The organism is Klebsiella sp. OBRC7 (genome assembly GCF_000293135.1).
GTDB classification, from domain to species: Bacteria; Pseudomonadota; Gammaproteobacteria; order Enterobacterales; family Enterobacteriaceae; genus Klebsiella; species Klebsiella michiganensis.
On record NZ_ALNJ01000121.1, the window covers coordinates 1 to 17765 of the forward strand.

Sequence of the window (17765 nt, forward strand, 5' to 3'; positions counted from 1 at the left end):
AGTTGATGCTGCTCGAGCAGGTGGCGGAAATTCATGATGGTGGTGCGATCCGGCAGGGCGCTATCCAGGGATAATCGGGCAAACAGGCGCATGGAGGCGATTTCGTACAGGGCATCTTCCATGGCACCGTCGCTCAGGTTGTACCAATGCTGCATGCAGTGAATACGCAGCATGGTCTCCAGCGGATAGGGCCGTCGGCCATTGCCCGCCTTGGGATAAAACGGCTCGATGACAGCGGTCATATTCTGCCATGGCAGAATCTGCTCCATGCGGGAGAGGAAAATCTCTTTTCGGGTCTGACGGCGCTTAGTGCTGAATTCACTATCGGCGAAGGTGAGTTGATGGCTCATGATGTCCCTCTGGGATGCGCTCCGGATGAATATGATGATCTCATATCAGGAACTTGTTCGCACCTTCCCTAACCGCAAGGTTATCGATTAATAATGTGATATCAGACAATACTCAATACCACCCGTACTCAATAAGGCTTACCTTAAATATAGTGTTCTAATAATGAATGGTTAACCATAATAGCCAGAAGTGCGCCCCGCAGTAATATACATAAATAAGAATATACTGACAATTAATTACAGGCTACCCACAGCGATAGCCTGCGGTACTATTTTTAGCATTTACCACAAAGAACCCAGCTCTCCTTCAAATAATAAGCAGCAGGATTACCAGGTTTTACCAATATTAAACTGGAACTGCTCGGCTTTATCACCATCGTATTTTTTAAAGGGTTCGGCCCAGGAGAACACCAGCGGGCCCAGTGGCGACATCCACTGCACCGCAATCCCGGCAGACATCCGGATATGCGACGGATCGCCATAGTCCGGGATCCCAGCCGCCAGCGTCTGGCCGGTATTTTGCCAGGAGGTGCTCCATACCGTACCGGCGTCGAGGAATAAAGACGTTCGCAGGCTGTCGGCATATTTGTCATTCACAAATGGCGTCGGGACAATAAACTCGCTGTTCAGCACCGCCATCGCGTTACCGCCAACCGCATCGGATGATGAGTCCAGCGGACAGGTGCTGTAGCTGCTTTCAGAACCATTACAACGATAATAAGCCGCTTTTGGGCCAATCGTATTCGACGAAAAACCGCGAACCGACGACGATCCGCCGGCATAAAAGTTATCGTAAAACGGCACCGATTTGCCGTTCAGCCCATCGGCATAGCCCGCGCGCAGGTGCTCCATCCATACCCAGCTTTTGCTCTCGGCCAGCGGCATATATTGGGTGGTATCGAAAGTCACTTTGTAATAGCTGTTATCCGAACCGGGTACGGTAACCTTGGCGGTCAGGCTGCTTTTATTCCCAGCCCGCGGGAAGAAACCGCGATCGAGGTTGTTATAGCTCCAGCCAACGCTGGCAAAATAGTCATTGGCGCTATAGGTCGCACCGCTGTCGCCGTCTTTGGTGACGACGTCAGGATAGATGCCCCGTGAGTTAAGATAGCTCCAGGTGGTGAGCTCCGGCTCCATATTGGTCAGGCGGTTATGGACATAGTCCAGGCCAAGGTTGAGGGCGTTATTCTCGCTAATCGGGAATCCCAGCGTACTGCCAACGCCATAGCTTTGCTGATTGTAGCTCCCGGAATCGGCATCCGAGGCGTCGTAGCTGTTGTAGAAAATTTTGCCGCCGAGGCTGACGCCATCCACGGTGAAGTAAGGGTTCGTCGCTCCCAGCTCAATATAGGACTGGTAGCTGTTGCGCGTGCCGTTGAAGCTGACGCTATTGCCGGTTCCCAGCCAGTTATCCTGAGTGACGCCGAGCTGGTAGCTCACGCCGCTGTCGGTACCAAAGCCCAGACCAACGTTAAAGGAGCCGGTATTGCGCTCCTTCACCTTATAAACCACATCCACCTGATCCTGGCTACCGCTTACCGGAACGATCTGCTTGTCGACGGTTTCAAAAAATCCGGTACGGTCCAGCCGCGTTTTTCCCTGCTCGACCTTCTCATCATTCAGCCACGCGCCTTCCATCTGGCGCATTTCGCGACGCAGCACCGCATCGCGGGAAGTATCGTTACCCTCAAAGCGAATCTGACGAACCGAATAACGGCGTCCGGCATTGACGTTAATATGCAAAACGACGCTTTTTTTCGTCTCATCAATATCCGGCGCGGTATTAACCTGCGGCCAGGCATAGCCGTATTTTCCCAGCAGCGTCTTAATGCTGTTCTCAGCCGCCGTGATTTCCGCGCCGCTGTACCATTTCCCCGCTAAAGGCTTCACCAGCGCTTCAATTTCCTGGTTATGCTGCGCCATGTCGCCGGTCACGACCGTACTGGCCACGTTATAACGATCGCCCTCGGTAAGATTGATCGTGATATACAGCGATTTTTTATCCGGGGTAATACTGACCTGACTGGAGTTAATGGTAAAACGCGCGTAGCCGCGATCGAGATAATAGCTACGGATGGTCTCAAGATCCGCCGCCATCTTTTGCTTTTGGTATTTCTTATCGCCAATCACGTTCCACCACGGAACGCTGTCGCGAAGCTGCAGCTGGTCCAGCAATGTTTCTGCGCTAAAGGCTTGGTTGCCAATAATATTAATTTGCGTAATTTTTGCCGATACCCCCTCCTGAAAGACAAAGGTTAAATCAACGCGATTACGCGGTAGCGGCGTGACGACAGCATGGACCTGAGCGCTATATTTCCCGACGCTGTAATAGAAATCCTGGAGCCCCTTTTCTATTTCTGTGAGCGCATTGCGATCCAGCGCGCTGCCTTCTTCAATACCGCTGGCGGCCAGATTCTCCTTGAGAGCATCATCCTTAACGGATTTATTCCCGGAAAAGCTGATTTTAGCGATGGTTGGCCGCTCTGTGACCTGCACCACCAGCGTGCTGCCATCGCGCAGGATCTGCACGTTCTCAAAGTTGCCGCTGGCGTACAGGGCGCGGACCGAATCACTGATATCCTCGTTAGAAACCTCTTCTCCCGTATGAACAGGCATGCTCAGTAGCGCAGCGCCAACGGTAACGCGCTGTAGCCCTTCGAAACGAATGTCATCTACCGTATAGGCGGTTGATGCGTAAAGCGTTAAAGGGGAAATCAATAGACCGGCGATGAGACTCGTTTTTTTTAGCATGGAGGTGTCGTCTAAAAGATATTTGGCAATAGCAGATACCTGCTGGGAATAATGCAATTCATTGCGCCAGACAGATTCTGACGCCGTTTTAAATAACCTGAACGAGGCGCAGAATTGCACGCAATTATGACGAGAAAATGGAGAAAAAATGGATATATAAGAATGGTGAAAAAATTATTTTTTAATGGAACTTTCCTTCTTCCACCCAGTCAGATAAGCATTTCCTGACAACATTAAAATTCAACACCTTTTGTTTTTTAATTAAAAAAACAAAAAGCCCCCTTTCTCATTGGTTGAAAGGGGGAAAAGATCTTGTTAGGAATGATGCTCTCTGGGATAAACCAGGAACAGCCACAAACTAACCTATAACCCCGTAGATAAAATGAAGAGATAGTGAATAAATTATGCAGCCAGATTGCCATTATAATGAAATGAGTAGATATCATGCCGCGAAATGAAATTCAGCGCTCAGTGCTTAGCGAGCTGGTGCAATGGATAAAAAACAATCTTGAAAAGAAGCTCACCATGCGGGCGCTGAGCCTCTTTTCCGGCTATTCTGAATGGCATCTTTTTCGCCTGTTTCGTCACTATTTTAATATGTCGCCAATGGCCTATATTCGCCAACAGCGGATGCAATTAGCCCTTGATTTATTAAAGGTTAAACCGGCTTTTCGCATCGGTGATATTTGTATTATGGCGGGCTATGAAGATATCAGTGCCTTTAACCGTACCTTTAAAAGATACTATGCGATTACGCCTGGCCAGTTTCGCAAAATTCTGTGTATCTCCGGATAGGGGATCCCCCTCCTCCGCATTGCTGCGGTTGGGAATGGAAGGGGGAAGAGGAACACAACGCTAGAATGGAAATGGCAGGATGCCACCGTTAATCGTTTCCGGGATCAAGCAGACCCGATCAACAGGAAACAGTGTAAGCTGCTAAGTTGAGTTAATTGTGTAGAAGCCGTGGAGATTTTGTCATCATTTATATCTCCGGCCTTTCTCCCCGACATAAAAAATAAAAAGCCGGAATAGTTCACTATCCCGGCGGGTGTTTGAGTAGATAATCAGAAGTGCGTATTCACGCTGAAATAAAACGTCCGACCCGATTCATTATAGGTCTCCGCGCCCGCGCCATACAGATAGGCGCCGGTCGTTGAATTCCCCGTGGTCTGCGCGTTACCGGCGCGGTAGTGGCGAATATCGAACAGGTTATCCACGCCGCTGGTCAGGCTCAGGTTTTTATTCACATTCCAGGTCGCGCTGAGCCCGACGATGCTGTAAGGACTCACTTCATTCAGCTCGCTGCCGGATACCGCCTCGCCCTTATAGTTGAAGCGCTTAGGTTTTTGCCGGCCATACCAGGTGAAAGTACTCTGCAGCGAAAGATCGTCGCGTACCTGCCAGCTGACGGTCGAATTAAGGGTGAACTGCGGGATCACCGACAGGCGATCGCCGGTGGTCTTGTTCTTACTCTGCAGCATCCACGTCAGGTTATTGCTCCAGTTGACCGTTTCGCTTACCGGCAGGTTTAATGAGCCTTCCAGCCCTTCAACCAGCGCCTTCGGTACGTTTTCCCATTGATAAATATTGGTCGTGCCGTTGCTGGCCGTTCCCACCGCCGAGTAGCCCGATTCAATCTTGTTATGATAGTCGTTACGGAACCAGGTCAGCCCCGCCTGATAGCCGTTGTGCTTATACTCAAGGCCAATCTCTTTATTAACGCTGGTTTCCGCCTTCAGATCGCTGTTCCCCATCAGGTAACAGGCTGAGCTGCTGGCATAGCAGCCCTGGCCGTTGCTGTAGAGAATATAGTTCGGGTTGAGCTGATAAAGGTTTGGCGCTTTATAGGCGCGGGCGATGCCCAGCTTCAGCGTCCAGTCATCCGACAGCCCCTGCGAGAGGTTCAGCGATGGGCTCCAGTTATTGCCGACGATGCTGTGATGGTCGAAGCGCAGAGCCGGCGTCAGCATAGTGCTCTCGGTCAGCGCGATATTATCTTCGGTAAACAGCGAGAAAATCTCGGCGCTGGAATAGGGGCTACGCCCGGTTGCCGACATACCGTCAATGGAGCCATAAGAGAGCGACTGGGTGGTCGATACGCCATCTTTCATCCGCTGCTGGTTCCACTCGGTACCCAGCGTCAGATTCTGCTCGAATCCCAGGGTAAACGGAATATTCACCTCGCTGTGCAGCAGCACATCCGACAGGTCGATATCGGAGAATTCGCTGCTGGAGAAGATCCCCTCCGTTCCCCCCGCCAGACCCTCGTTCATACGCGAGTTACGGGTGTGCTCATACTGCGCGTAAGTATTGCTGGTCACGCCGTTATCTCAGCCGCCGGTCCACGTGACGCCATAAGTCTGACGATAGAGGCGGTTAGTCTCTTTACCGTACATACTTTTCACCAGCGTGCTGGTATTGGTATTCTGGGTATCACCTGCATACAGGTTGCCCTGGCGGCTGTAGCCGGTTTCAAACTCCAGCGCCTGCATCGGCGCAAATTCCCAGCGCAGCTTACCGTGGATATCTTTATTCACTACGCCTTCGCGTCCAGCCGGATACGATCCCGCATAGCTACCGGTTCGCGCCGCTTCGTGACCGGAATTAATATCCTGGGCATCAGCCTGCGTTTTGCTCAGATTTCCCCATAAATTAAAGCTGACCTCATCCGATAGCAGGCCATTGAGGCTGAAGTTTGTCCGCTTCGTCGCGCCCTCTTTACGGTGCTGGGGGGCGTTCATATAGGTATTCCAGGATCCATGCCATTCGCTGGTGGCCGGTTTGGTGACGATATTTACCACCCCGCCCATCGCGCCATTACCGTAGCGGGCCGCCGCAGGGCCGCGAATCACGTCGATATGGTCGATCATTTCCGCCGGTACCCAGCTGGTATCACCGCGCGTATCGCGGTCGCCGCGCCAGCCATAGCGCACGGAATTACGGCTGGTCACCGGTTTACCATCCACCAGAATCAGCGTGTTCTCCGGCCCCATGCCGCGAATATCGACCTGGCGGTTATTACCGCGCTGGCCGCTGGTGGAGTTGCCGGTGAGGTTGACGCCGGGCTGGGTACGAATCAGCTCGGAGACATCGCGCGCGGGCGGATGTTTACGGATCTCCTCAGCGGTGATGGTCGATACGCCGGGCGCTTGCAGCGTCTGCGCCGCCGCGGTGACCACCATGGTTTCGTCATCATTTGCCGTAGCCGTTTCTGATTTCTTCGTATCGTCTGGCGTGTTGCTGTCAGCGGCCTGCGCCGGCAGCATCCCTCCCCAGATGGCCATCGGGATCAGCACGGCCAGCGAGTAGTGTGAATCGTATTTCATGGAATATGCCCTGTTTTTCTTTTTAGCCGTCGGGGCACGCCTTCTTCATCCGCCAGATAAACACCGGTCATGTCTTCCATGCCTGGCGTAATATCTCTTTTTTTGGCGTAGTCAGGCCCTCCCGTTTAAATAGGGATAGCAATAAATAATGAGCGACCAAAATAGATTTATTACTCTGGCAAAAATGAAGAAATAAACGCACCGCGCTATTCTTTGATAGCATTCGCCGAACAGCAGTAATAGGAGTATTGTGCCACACAACGTTATTAGAAATGAGATTTATTATCAAGTGGATAATTATGCACCACAGCAATAATTTCAAATAACCCAATAAAAACAAAAAGATGAAATGATTATTTACGTTTATTCCTTATTTTCAATTTAAATAATTAAAATATATGCACACTAAAAAAACACAATCTGAGCCTATTCTCTCCATAATTACCGATATCTATTTCTTTATTATTCCACTATAAATACTGAGCCTGTTAATGAATAAAATAGCTGATTAACCGACCGACATTCTCGATCGCCGGGCATGCTAACGGCCAGAAATTGACTAAAATAAGAACATCCCCCTGCGGAGCACCGCGCCATGAATACGTCGTCGTTCTATCGATACCTTGTCGGCGGACTTGCATGCCTTGCCGCCCTGATATGCTTCACATCCGTTTACGCCGCCACAGAGAATAAACTGTCAGAGCCCGAGGAGCGCGAGGCCCTTGAAGTCAACGTTGACGATATGCTGCAGCCATGGAAGGGAGATTTACCGGGTATGCTCGACCGGCGAACCATTCGCGTATTAACCACCTTCAGCAAAACCTTTTTCTTTATTAACAAAGGGACGCAGCGCGGCGCCACTCACGATATTTTTATGGAGTTTGAGCGAAGCCTCAATCAAAGCCTGACGAAGGAGAAAAAGCTCAAACATCGTCATCTTAAGGTCCGTATCATCTTTGTTCCGGTTGCCCGCGACCAGCTCATCAGCGCGCTTAACGCTGGTAAGGGGGATATTATCGCCGCCAACCTGACGATTACCCCCGCTCGCCAGCAGGAGATGACCTTTACCGCGCCAATCTACTCTCACGTTCAGGAGCTGCTTCTTTCCGGCCCCGGCTCGCCCAAAGTGGAAAATCTGCAGCAGCTTTCCGGTAAAACGGTCTTTGTGCGTACCTCATCGAGCTATTACGAGAGCCTGGTCGCGCTCAACGCGCGCTTTGCCCAGCAATCGCTGCCCCCCATCACCATCGAACCGGCGCCCGAAGCGCTGGAGGATGAAGATCTGATAGAGATGCTTAACGCGGGCCTGATTCCATTGACCGTCGTCGACCGCCACAAGGCGCTGTTCTGGAAACAGGTTTTCCCCAACATTCAGGTTCATCAGAACATCATTCTGCGCAACGAAGGCAATATCGGCTGGGCGGTACGCAACAATAGCCCGCAGCTGCTGGCCTTGCTTAATGAATTCATCAACAAGAATCGTCAGGGCAGCAAGCTGGGTAATACGATTCTGCTGCGCTACCTGAAGGATGCCAGGTACGTTAAAAACGCGGCGGCGCAAAAAGAGCGGCGTAAATTTCTGACTATGGTGGAGATCTTCCGCAAATATGGCGATCGCTACGATGTTGACTGGCTGCTGATGGCCGCGCAGGGCTATCAGGAGTCGCGGCTAAATCAGTCGGTGCGTAGCCACGTCGGCGCAATTGGCGTTATGCAGGTGATGCCGAGCACCGGCAAGGAGCTGAAGGTCGGCGATATTAAGCAGCTCGACCCCAATATTCATGCCGGGGTGAAATATATGCGCTGGATGATAGACCGCTACTATGGCGATGAACCGATGACCCAGCTTGATAAGGCGCTGTTCTCATTCGCTTCTTATAACGCGGGCCCCGCGCGCATCGCCCGGCTGCGGGCGGATACCAAAAAGCGCGGTTTTGATCCGAACGTCTGGTTTGGCAACGTGGAGTATCTGGCCGCCGAGAAGATCGGCTCCGAGACCGTAAGCTATGTCAGCAATATCTATAAGTATTACATCGCTTACCGGCTGATCGTGGATGAAATGGCGCGTAAACAGCAGGCGACGACGGCCTCCAAAAATCAGGTCATGCCGGCCGTGGGGGTGCCTGCCACACCTGCCGCACCTGCCACACCTGCCACACCTGCCGCACCTGCCGCACCTGCCGCACCTGCCGCACCTGCCGCACCTGCCACACCTGCCACACCTGCCACGCAGTGAAATAGCGTAGATGGCCTGGGTGACAAAATAGAAAAAGCCCCGAACAGGGGCTTTTTCAGAGATGACTTTACGACGCTAACGCTTCGTTAGAACGGAATATCGTCATCAAAGTCCATCGGCGGCTCATTGGAAGGGGCTGCCGGCGCCTGCTGCTGCGGACGAGACTGCGCGCCGCCGCTGAACTGGTTTCCGCCCTGCGGCTGCTGAGGCTGGCCCCAACCGCCCTGCTGCTGACCACCGCCTGCCGGGGCGCCCGCGCCCTGCTGACGACCGCCGAGCATTTGCATCGTGCCGCCAACGTTAACGACAACCTCGGTGGTGTATTTTTCCTGACCGGATTGGTCAGTCCATTTACGGGTACGCAGCTGGCCTTCAATATAGACCTGAGAACCTTTACGCAGATACTCGCCGGCCACTTCCGCCAGTTTGCCGAACAGCACAACGCGGTGCCATTCGGTCTGCTCTTTCATCTCACCGGTCGCTTTATCACGCCAGGATTCGGAAGTAGCCAGCGTAATGTTGGCAACTGCGCCACCACTCGGCATGTAGCGTACTTCCGGGTCCTGGCCCAGATTACCGACGAGAATCACCTTGTTTACGCCTCTGCTGGCCATGTTTGTGTCTCCTGAATGCGTTTCTTAATAGTGTAAACGCGCGAGTGTACCATTTCCAGGTGCTATGTTGATAGCTGGGAAGTAGGTTCCAGATAACTCTCGCGGTGCGACATTTTTACACATCCCACCGGAAAATGCATTCCAATACTGTATATTCAAACAGGTTAAATTGTGTCATAATTAGCCGTTTCTGCCGTTTGTCCTTCTAACAAACCAGGCAATCCGCGTATCTACCGGGAAAGGTGAATGGATAAGATCGAAGTTCGGGGCGCCCGCACCCACAATCTCAAAAATATCAACCTCGTCATCCCGCGCGACAAACTCATTGTCGTCACCGGGCTTTCGGGTTCAGGCAAATCCTCACTGGCTTTCGACACGTTGTATGCCGAAGGGCAGCGTCGCTACGTTGAGTCGCTCTCCGCCTACGCGCGGCAGTTTCTGTCGCTGATGGAGAAGCCCGACGTCGACCATATTGAAGGGCTGTCGCCGGCGATTTCCATTGAACAGAAATCAACGTCCCACAACCCCCGTTCAACGGTAGGCACCATTACCGAAATTCACGACTACCTGCGTCTGCTGTACGCACGCGTCGGCGAGCCGCGCTGCCCGGATCACGACGTCCCGCTGGCGGCGCAAACCGTGAGCCAGATGGTCGATAACGTGCTCTCCCAGCCAGAAGGCCAGCGCCTGATGCTGCTGGCGCCGATCATTAAAGAGCGCAAAGGCGAGCATAACAAAACGCTGGAAAACCTCGCCGGCCAGGGCTACATCCGCGCGAGGATCGACGGCGAGGTCTGCGATCTCTCCGATCCGCCGAAGCTGGAGCTGCAGAAGAAACATACCATTGAAGTGGTGATTGACCGCTTTAAGGTGCGCGACGATCTCAGCACGCGCCTGGCCGAGTCTTTTGAAACCGCGCTGGAGCTGTCGGGCGGCGCCGCCATCGTCGCCAATATGGACGATCCGAAAGCCGAAGAGCTGCTGTTTTCCGCCAACTTCGCCTGCCCAATTTGCGGCTACAGCATGCGCGAACTGGAACCGCGCCTGTTCTCCTTCAACAACCCGGCAGGCGCTTGCCCGACCTGCGACGGCCTCGGCGTCCAGCAGTATTTCGATCCGGAACGCGTCATTCAGAACCCAGAGCTGTCGCTGGCTGGCGGGGCGATTCGCGGCTGGGATCGGCGCAATTTTTACTACTTCCAGATGCTGAAGTCGCTGGCGGAACATTATGAATTCGATGTGGAAGCGCCCTGGGGCACGCTGAATAGCAGCGTACAAAAAGTGGTTCTGTACGGCTCAGGCAAAGAGAATATTGAATTCAAATATATGAACGATCGCGGCGATACCTCGGTGCGCCGCCATCCGTTCGAAGGCGTGCTGCACAATATGGAGCGCCGTTATAAAGAAACGGAATCCAGCGCAGTACGTGAAGAGTTAGCGAAATTCATCAGCAACCGTCCCTGCACCAGCTGTGAAGGGACCCGCCTGAAGCGCGAAGCGCGGCACGTGTTTGTGGAGAATACCCCGCTGCCGACCATCTCGGATATGAGCATCGGCCACGCGATGGACTTCTTCAACAACCTGAAGCTCTCCGGCCAGCGTGCGCAAATTGCTGAAAAAGTACTGAAAGAGATTGGCGATCGCCTGAAATTCCTCGTCAACGTCGGTCTGAACTACCTGACGCTCTCCCGTTCGGCGGAAACCCTCTCCGGCGGCGAAGCGCAGCGTATCCGCCTCGCCAGCCAGATCGGCGCAGGCCTGGTCGGCGTCATGTACGTACTGGATGAGCCCTCTATCGGCCTGCACCAGCGCGATAACGAACGCCTGCTGGGCACGCTGATCCACCTGCGAAACCTCGGCAACACCGTGATTGTCGTTGAGCACGATGAAGACGCCATTCGCGCCGCCGACCACGTTATCGATATCGGTCCGGGGGCTGGGGTACACGGCGGTCAGGTCGTGGCTGAAGGCAAGCTGGAAGATATTATGGCGGTGCCGGAATCACTGACCGGCCAGTTCATGAGCGGTAAGCGTAAAATCGAAGTGCCGAAACAGCGCGTACCCGCCAATCCGGAGAAAGTGCTGAAGCTGTCCGGCGCGCGCGGCAACAACCTGAAAGACGTGACGCTGACGCTGCCGGTGGGCCTCTTCACCTGTATCACCGGCGTTTCCGGGTCGGGTAAATCCACGCTGATCAACGACACGCTGTTTCCGATTGCCCAGCGTCAGCTCAACGGCGCCACCATCGCGGAACCTGCACCTTACCGTGACGTGCAGGGACTGGAACATTTCGACAAAGTGATCGATATCGACCAGAGCCCCATCGGCCGTACGCCGCGTTCTAACCCCGCAACCTACACCGGCGTCTTTACGCCGGTCCGTGAACTGTTTGCCGGCGTACCTGAATCACGTTCGCGTGGCTACACGCCCGGCCGCTTCAGTTTTAACGTGCGCGGCGGTCGCTGTGAAGCCTGCCAGGGCGATGGCGTAATCAAAGTCGAGATGCACTTCCTGCCGGATATCTACGTACCGTGCGATCAGTGCAAAGGCAAACGCTATAACCGCGAAACGCTGGAGATTAAGTACAAAGGCAAAACGATTCATGAAGTGCTGGATATGACCATTGAAGAAGCGCGTGAGTTCTTCGATGCGGTTCCGGCGCTGGCGCGTAAGCTGCAAACGCTGATGGACGTCGGTCTGACCTATATTCGCCTTGGTCAGTCGGCTACCACGCTCTCCGGCGGCGAGGCCCAGCGCGTCAAGCTGGCGCGCGAGTTGTCCAAACGCGGTACCGGGCAAACGCTGTATATCCTTGATGAACCGACCACCGGTCTGCACTTTGCCGATATTCAGCAGCTGCTGGAGGTTCTGCACCAGCTGCGCGACCAGGGGAATACCATCGTGGTGATTGAGCACAACCTGGATGTCATCAAGACGGCTGACTGGATCGTTGACCTTGGGCCGGAAGGCGGAAGCGGCGGCGGAGAGATCCTCGTTTCCGGTACGCCGGAAACGGTCGCCGAGTGCGAGGCCTCCTATACGGCTCGCTTCCTCAAGCCCATGCTGAAATAATCTCATCTGCCTCTTCCCATCCCGGGAAGAGGCCTCATTTCCTCTCATTTTCTCCCGCTGATATTTTGTGATTTGCGGCCGGACGGCATCTGTCATCAGATAGCACCACCGCCATAAATTGCAGGATGCATCATGTACTTAAAGCACGGACTTTATCGATTTACGCTCGTCGCGGCGTTATTCGCGCTGACCGCCTGCAGCTGGATAGACGGCTACAGCAGCGCGGCTCATCAGCAGCTGCTGATGCTGGAACAGCTTCATCTGCAGTTCATCAGCGACGCGGCGGCAGCGCCACTCGACCAACGCTTGCTCAGTTACGAGGATCGCCAGATTCGCCCGCTATTCAGCCTGGCGTTAAGCGATAGCGATGCGCTACGGCAGAGTAATCTTCACGTGCTGGAGAAAAATTATCTGCGGCTGTACCGGCGCGTCGTCCCCCAGGAGAGAGCGCTGACGCCTTTCGAGGCCGGAATTCTGGCGCAACAGACGGAAAAACTTTACCAGCAGGCCATCAACGGCGAACAACAGCGTTCAGGGAGATAAGCATGTCCACCATAGAAGAGTTAAGCGCCCAGCTGGCCGGCGCCGGCGTGAATACGGCAGAGTGGTTGCAGCTTATGCACGCAATTGTAAATGATGAAGACAGCGACATTCGCGACGCCGGGATGCTCACGCTTCAGGCGTTACAGGAGAAAGCGCGCGGCTGGTTGAGTCAGGACGACCTCATTCTGCTCCTGCAAGGGCAGCGCGATATTGCCAGCATTCGCGCCAACAACGAACAGATCGCCATGCAGGCGCATCTGCAGTCCACGCTGCTTCGTCTGTTTGATGTGACCCTGCTGGCGCTGCTGGGCAGAATTTAGCGCTATGGCAACAGTTTACGCTTAGCCTCGGAAAGCGAATCAAGCGCCTGCTGGTAGGAAGCATCCACCAGATAATAAATTTGCGAATCAGGCAGGGAGCCGTCAAGAAACACCGTACTCCAGTGGGCTTTATTGAGATGTTTGCTGGGGCGAACATCGCGATGCTGCTGCCTCAACAGTTCCGCAAGCTCAGGGCTGGTCTTTAACGATACCGCTGGCCGGTTGTCCTCAACCTCTTTTACCATCGCAAACAGGACGTCCGCCGCTTTGATCTGCGTCGCTTTCCAGTCGCTATGTACGCTTTGTTCGGCGCCCGGCTTTGCCATGCAGTACTGCAATAAATCCGAAATTGTCATTGTTATTCCCCCATCAGCGTCGCGATGATATGCCGCGATCCACCATGAATACGATGCTCCCCGAGCCAGATCCCCTGCCAGGTCCCCAGCCTGACGCTGCCATCCCGTACGGGCAGCATCAGCGATACGCCCAGCATCGACGACTTAATGTGCGAGGGCATGTCATCAGGACCTTCATAATCGTGTTCATACGGCGCGTTATCCGGTACGGCGTGCAGAAAATGCTGCTCCATATCGAAGCGAACGGTCGGATCGCAGTTTTCGTTTAGCGTCAGGGAAGCAGATGTATGCTGGAGCAGCAAATGCAGCAGGCCAGTTTTCACCCGCGATATTTCGCGGATTTGCCCGAGAATTTCATCAGTGACCAGATGGAAGCCCCGTGCTTTCGGGCCTAACGTCAGGGTTTGCTGATGCCACATAAACCACTCCTTTTACTAATGAACCTTCCTAAGTGTGCAGCAATAAGCGAAAAGGTAAAACCTTTGGCACGCTATTTTGCACAAAAAAACGGCAGCGTGCCGGCTGCCGTTTTAGCGATTGATGATTAAGCCGGCGGGCAGCTTAATATTCTGAATTCACAATCACCTCTTCACCCTGAGCGCCCGCCATCGGCAGCGGCTTATAGGAAGAGTTTGAGGCCCGCAAGATACGGATCCCACGCGCGCCCACCTCGCGGGCGGCGGAGATATCGTTATCCGAATCGCCGTAGAAAACTTTGATCCCTTTCTCCTGCAGCCACTGCGTTTTGGTGTTCTGGCCAGGTTTATCGCCGGCAAAAATAACCGGGTTCATATTCGCCGCCGGGATGAGAAAATCATCCTGCAGAGTTTTTGATACCGTTTCGGTTTTGGTCTGGCTACGGCCGGTAACGAAATAGATGCTATCGCCGCGCTTTACGTGCATCGCAATCAGCTGGCGCGCCACCTCTTTCGGCATGCTGAATTCATCCCAGCCGTTGTTCATTTTTTCCCAGAACTCCGGATTTTTCAGGTAATCATCGCTGCCGGGGGAATAGGTTTTCTGCCCGCGCCAGAAGCCCGGGCTGGAGAACAGGACGGTATCATCAATATCAAAACCGACGGCCATCGGCTGGCGTCCCAGCAGGCTATTTTCAATCTGGGCGACGGAAACCCAATGGATCGGCGCCTGTTCGGCGAGTTTCGCCATATTGGTGCCCGTCCACAGCGGCTGCGGTGTGGAGGCGCGAGCAACGACGGAGCTATTTAGCGTGAACAGTAAGCAGACGGCCCCAAAGGCCAGGGTGATCTTGCGCATATTTTTCCCTAAATAATCGAATCGTTATAATTTTCAATAATGTGTACGCTTATTAATGCACCCAGACCTTACCCCCCGCGAAGGCGGATAGGAAGGTTTTTCTGCTCTGATGTCATATAAAAAGAGAATGATCACACTTCGGGGAGCGAATTGCCCGCGTCATGATTTGGCGCGGGCAAAAGGTCAGGAAGAACTTATATTACCGCAGCAAACGCCTGCGCTACGCGGCGCACGTTTCCTGCATTCAGCCCCGCGACGCACATGCGGCCGCTGGCAATCAGGTAGACGCCAAACTCATCGCGCAGGCGGTCAACCTGGGCCGCGCTGAAACCGGTATAGCTAAACATGCCGCGCTGCTTGAGCAGATGGTCAAAATCACCGCCCGGAACCGTCTCTTTCAGCACATCAACCAGCTCCTGACGCATGGCCAGAATACGGGTGCGCATCCCTTCCACTTCCGCCAGCCATGAGGCTTTCAGCGCGCTGTCGCCCAACACCGCCGCAACCACCTGCGCGCCAAAGTTCGGCGGGCTGGAGTAGTTGCGACGTACGGTCGCTTTTAATTGCCCCAGTACGCGTCCCGCGGTTTCAGTATCTTCACAAACGATCGACAGCCCGCCAACGCGCTCACCGTACAGGGAGAAGATTTTCGAGAACGAGTTGCTCACCAGCATGGGCATCCCGGCGTTCGCTATGGCGCGGATAGCGTAGGCATCCTCTTCCATGCCGGCGCCAAAGCCCTGATAGGCGATGTCGAGGAAAGGAATCAAATTACGCGCTTTCAACACCTCAACCACTTGATCCCACTGAGCGTTGGTAAGATCGGCTCCCGTTGGGTTATGGCAGCAGGGATGCAGCAGCACGATATCGCGTTCCGGTAGCGTATTGAGTTTTTCAAGGAAAGCCGCGAAACGCACGCCATTGGTTTTATCATCAAACCAAGGGTAAGTACTTACTTCGAATCCAGCCCCTTCAAATATAGCGATGTGGTTTTCCCACGTCGGGTCGCTGACCCATACGCGCGAGCCTGGGAAGTAGCGTTTCAGGAAGTCAGCGCCGACTTTCAGGGCTCCGGAGCCGCCCAGCGTCTGAATAGAGGCCACGCGATGCTGCGCCAGTACCGGATGATCGGCCCCGAACAACAGCGACGCAATCGCGTGGCGATAGGTGTTCAGCCCTTCCATCGGTAAATAGATTGAGGCGCCGTGCGGCTGGGCGTTAAGACGTGCTTCCGCTTCGGCAACCGCCTTCAGCTGCGGAATGATGCCGTCTTCGTTGTAATAAAGACCGATGCTGAGATTTACTTTGTCACTACGCGGATCGTCTTTAAAACGCTCCATCAGGGAGAGAATGGGGTCGCCAGCGTAGGCGTCAACTTTCTGAAACACGCGATGTTTCTCCAGGTTTACATGGGCTCGTTATAACACAATAAACTGGATGTGAAAGAAGGTCGAGGGGATGTTGGCGGATAAAACAGAACGGGCTGGATTTAACGCAACAACATGAACACATCCCGAATGGCGGCTTAAACCGCCTTATCCGGGCTACCGGCCCGTAGCCGGTAGCGAACCCGTAGCCCCGGTAAGGCGTCAGTCGCCACCGGGGGAAAGCGCGCTGGCTGACATTAATCCACGTACTTCATGGATACCCGTGAAGTCAGGCGCGTGATAAGTTCGTAAGCACTTACTTTTGTAATTTCGGCAATCCGCTCGACGGGGAGGCCTTCGCCCCACAGCACGACCGCGTCGCCAGCGTGGTCTTGTGCTTCAGGCCCGAGATCGACGCAAATCATATCCATCGCCACGCGTCCAACAATCGGCACTTCCCGGCCGTTAACCAGTACCGGCGTTCCGGACGGTGCGGCGCGCGGATAGCCGTCACCGTAGCCCATCGCCACAACGCCTAAACGCGTATCACGCTCGCTGATCCAGGTTCCGCCGTAGCCCACCGGCTCGCCGGCTTTGTGCTCGCGGACCGCGATCAGGCTGGAGGTCAGAGACATCACCGGCTGGCAGCCAAAATCCGCGCCGGTGGATCCACCGTCGAGCGGCGATACGCCGTAGAGAATAATCCCCGGACGCGCCCAGTCGAAGTGCGACTGCGGCCATAGCAATATACCGCCGGACGCGGCGATTGAGCGCAGCCCCGGTTTCCCTTCCGTGAAGGTGGTAAAGATATCCAGCTGACGTTCGGTCGCGCCGCACTCAGGCTCATCCGCACGGGCAAAATGGCTCACGATATTGACCGGCTGACGGACGTTTTTACACTGGCTCAGGCGCTGATAAAAGGCTTCGGCCTGTTCGGGCAGAACGCCTAATCGATGCATCCCGGTGTCCAGCTTCATCCATACGGTTACCGGCTCGGGTAAATCCGCTTCCTCCAGCGCAGCCAGCTGCTCCGGGCTGTGTACCGCCGTGTGCAGGCGCTGGGCGGAGATCACCGGCAGGTCGGCGGCCTCGAAGAATCCCTCCAGCAGCAGGATCGGCTGGGCGATACCGCCCGCGCGCAGGCGCAGGGCTTCTTCAAGACGGGCGACGCCAAAAGCATCGGCGTCCGGGAGCGTTCGCGCGGTCTCAAGAAGACCGTGTCCGTAGGCGTTCGCTTTCACCACCGCAACCAGTTTGCTGGCGGGCGCCAGTTCACGCAGACGTTGCAGGTTGTGTCGCAGAGCGCGGCGGTTAATGACTACAGTTGCCGCTTGCATTTGAATTCCTTAATAAAAGAATCTCCTAAATCCTTCGTGTTGCAGGAAGGCGACAAGCCTGAGAATCCGCGGGAGCTTAGTAAACTAAGTGACCGGGGTGAACGGGCGTAGTCAACGCATCTGCGGCATGAAGGATGACGGAAATTTATTCGTCGTCGTATTGTGGCCCAGCATAATTATCAAAACGCGACCACTGACCGTTAAACGTCAGGCGCACC

Annotated in this window: 15 protein-coding genes and 1 pseudogene; 6 read left to right on the forward strand and 10 right to left on the reverse strand. The window is 54.4% G+C overall.

The window, feature by feature from the left end; all coding sequences use genetic code 11:
- Positions 1–350 (reverse strand): IS5/IS1182 family transposase (locus HMPREF1144_RS23370; protein ID WP_009654159.1); only part of this gene is annotated, 350 nt, incomplete at its 3' end.
- Positions 351–677: 327 nt separating this feature from the next.
- On the reverse strand, positions 678–3101 hold the full coding sequence (bamA, locus tag HMPREF1144_RS23375; protein WP_009654165.1) for an outer membrane protein assembly factor BamA: 2424 nt from the start codon (positions 3099–3101) through the stop codon (positions 678–680).
- 444 nt (positions 3102–3545) lie between these two features.
- Here bamA and HMPREF1144_RS23380 point away from each other — a divergent pair, with 444 nt between their 5' ends.
- Positions 3546–3896: a helix-turn-helix transcriptional regulator gene (locus HMPREF1144_RS23380; protein ID WP_004097805.1), complete on the forward strand. Its 351-nt coding sequence runs from the start codon at positions 3546–3548 to the stop codon at positions 3894–3896.
- Between the two features lie 269 nt (positions 3897–4165).
- Here the strand turns inward: HMPREF1144_RS23380 and HMPREF1144_RS23385 are convergent.
- A pseudogene (locus tag HMPREF1144_RS23385) lies at positions 4166–6427 on the reverse strand (TonB-dependent siderophore receptor).
- A gap of 595 nt (positions 6428–7022) precedes the next feature.
- Here HMPREF1144_RS23385 and HMPREF1144_RS23390 point away from each other — a divergent pair.
- Positions 7023–8663, forward strand: a complete 1641-nt coding sequence (locus HMPREF1144_RS23390) for a lytic transglycosylase F (protein WP_009654164.1) — start codon at positions 7023–7025, stop codon at positions 8661–8663.
- A gap of 86 nt (positions 8664–8749) precedes the next feature.
- Here the strand turns inward: HMPREF1144_RS23390 and ssb1 are convergent, their stop codons facing one another.
- On the reverse strand, positions 8750–9277 hold the full coding sequence (gene ssb1 / locus HMPREF1144_RS23395) for a single-stranded DNA-binding protein SSB1 (RefSeq protein WP_004097799.1): 528 nt from the start codon (positions 9275–9277) through the stop codon (positions 8750–8752).
- 246 nt (positions 9278–9523) lie between these two features.
- Between ssb1 and uvrA the strand changes: the two genes are divergently transcribed.
- The 3 genes from uvrA to HMPREF1144_RS23410 all read left to right on the forward strand — a co-directional run bounded on the left by uvrA (position 9524) and on the right by HMPREF1144_RS23410 (position 13212).
- Positions 9524–12349 (forward strand): excinuclease ABC subunit UvrA, encoded by a 2826-nt coding sequence (gene uvrA, locus HMPREF1144_RS23400; protein ID WP_009654163.1) that lies wholly within the window; start codon positions 9524–9526, stop codon positions 12347–12349.
- Positions 12350–12481: 132 nt separating this feature from the next.
- Positions 12482–12892 (forward strand): hypothetical protein, encoded by a 411-nt coding sequence (locus HMPREF1144_RS23405; RefSeq protein WP_009654166.1) that lies wholly within the window; start codon positions 12482–12484, stop codon positions 12890–12892.
- Positions 12893–12894: 2 nt separating this feature from the next.
- Positions 12895–13212: a hypothetical protein gene (locus HMPREF1144_RS23410; protein ID WP_004097794.1), complete on the forward strand. Its 318-nt coding sequence runs from the start codon at positions 12895–12897 to the stop codon at positions 13210–13212.
- Between the two features lie 2 nt (positions 13213–13214).
- Here HMPREF1144_RS23410 and HMPREF1144_RS23415 read toward each other — a convergent pair whose 3' ends face one another.
- Entirely contained in the window at positions 13215–13568 is a 354-nt protein-coding gene (locus tag HMPREF1144_RS23415) for an MmcQ/YjbR family DNA-binding protein (protein WP_004097793.1), read from the reverse strand.
- A 2-nt stretch (positions 13569–13570) separates the two neighbouring features.
- Entirely contained in the window at positions 13571–13987 is a 417-nt protein-coding gene (locus tag HMPREF1144_RS23420) for a secondary thiamine-phosphate synthase enzyme YjbQ (RefSeq protein ID WP_004097792.1), read from the reverse strand.
- Here HMPREF1144_RS23420 and HMPREF1144_RS33100 point away from each other — a divergent pair.
- A complete protein-coding gene (locus HMPREF1144_RS33100; RefSeq protein ID WP_157214916.1) occupies positions 13979–14116 on the forward strand; it encodes a hypothetical protein in 138 nt (45 codons plus the stop codon). The genes HMPREF1144_RS23420 and HMPREF1144_RS33100 overlap by 9 nt on opposite strands.
- A 13-nt stretch (positions 14117–14129) precedes the next feature.
- Here HMPREF1144_RS33100 and aphA read toward each other — a convergent pair whose 3' ends face one another.
- The 4 genes from aphA to HMPREF1144_RS34020 all read right to left on the reverse strand — a co-directional run.
- Positions 14130–14843 carry an acid phosphatase AphA gene (gene aphA / locus HMPREF1144_RS23425; RefSeq protein WP_004097791.1) on the reverse strand — a complete coding sequence of 238 codons (714 nt, stop codon included), beginning with the start codon at positions 14841–14843 and terminating at the stop codon, positions 14130–14132.
- A 194-nt stretch (positions 14844–15037) separates the two neighbouring features.
- Positions 15038–16231: an aromatic amino acid transaminase gene (gene tyrB / locus HMPREF1144_RS23430; RefSeq protein ID WP_009654160.1), complete on the reverse strand. Its 1194-nt coding sequence runs from the start codon at positions 16229–16231 to the stop codon at positions 15038–15040.
- A 236-nt stretch (positions 16232–16467) separates the two neighbouring features.
- Complete coding sequence (gene alr, locus HMPREF1144_RS23435) at positions 16468–17547, reverse strand: alanine racemase (RefSeq protein ID WP_004097789.1); 1080 nt, start codon at positions 17545–17547, stop codon at positions 16468–16470.
- A 145-nt stretch (positions 17548–17692) separates the two neighbouring features.
- Positions 17693–17765, reverse strand: a 73-nt coding sequence (locus HMPREF1144_RS34020; protein WP_413540336.1) for a hypothetical protein, incomplete at its 5' end; no start/stop codon positions are given.

Excerpts from the sequence above, each read along its gene's own strand:
- bamA (WP_009654165.1), bottom strand. The coding sequence starts at position 3,101 with ATGCTAAAAAAAACGAGTCTCATCGCCGGTCTATTGATTTCCCCTTTA.
- HMPREF1144_RS23380 (WP_004097805.1), top strand. The coding sequence starts at position 3,546 with ATGCCGCGAAATGAAATTCAGCGCTCAGTGCTTAGCGAGCTGGTGCAA.
- HMPREF1144_RS23390 (WP_009654164.1), top strand. The coding sequence starts at position 7,023 with ATGAATACGTCGTCGTTCTATCGATACCTTGTCGGCGGACTTGCATGC.
- ssb1 (WP_004097799.1), bottom strand. The coding sequence starts at position 9,277 with ATGGCCAGCAGAGGCGTAAACAAGGTGATTCTCGTCGGTAATCTGGGC.
- uvrA (WP_009654163.1), top strand. The coding sequence starts at position 9,524 with ATGGATAAGATCGAAGTTCGGGGCGCCCGCACCCACAATCTCAAAAAT.
- HMPREF1144_RS23405 (WP_009654166.1), top strand. The coding sequence starts at position 12,482 with ATGTACTTAAAGCACGGACTTTATCGATTTACGCTCGTCGCGGCGTTA.
- HMPREF1144_RS23410 (WP_004097794.1), top strand. The coding sequence starts at position 12,895 with ATGTCCACCATAGAAGAGTTAAGCGCCCAGCTGGCCGGCGCCGGCGTG.
- HMPREF1144_RS23415 (WP_004097793.1), bottom strand. The coding sequence starts at position 13,568 with ATGACAATTTCGGATTTATTGCAGTACTGCATGGCAAAGCCGGGCGCC.
- HMPREF1144_RS33100 (WP_157214916.1), top strand. The coding sequence starts at position 13,979 with ATGCCACATAAACCACTCCTTTTACTAATGAACCTTCCTAAGTGTGCA.
- HMPREF1144_RS23420 (WP_004097792.1), bottom strand. The coding sequence starts at position 13,987 with ATGTGGCATCAGCAAACCCTGACGTTAGGCCCGAAAGCACGGGGCTTC.
- aphA (WP_004097791.1), bottom strand. The coding sequence starts at position 14,843 with ATGCGCAAGATCACCCTGGCCTTTGGGGCCGTCTGCTTACTGTTCACG.
- alr (WP_004097789.1), bottom strand. The coding sequence starts at position 17,547 with ATGCAAGCGGCAACTGTAGTCATTAACCGCCGCGCTCTGCGACACAAC.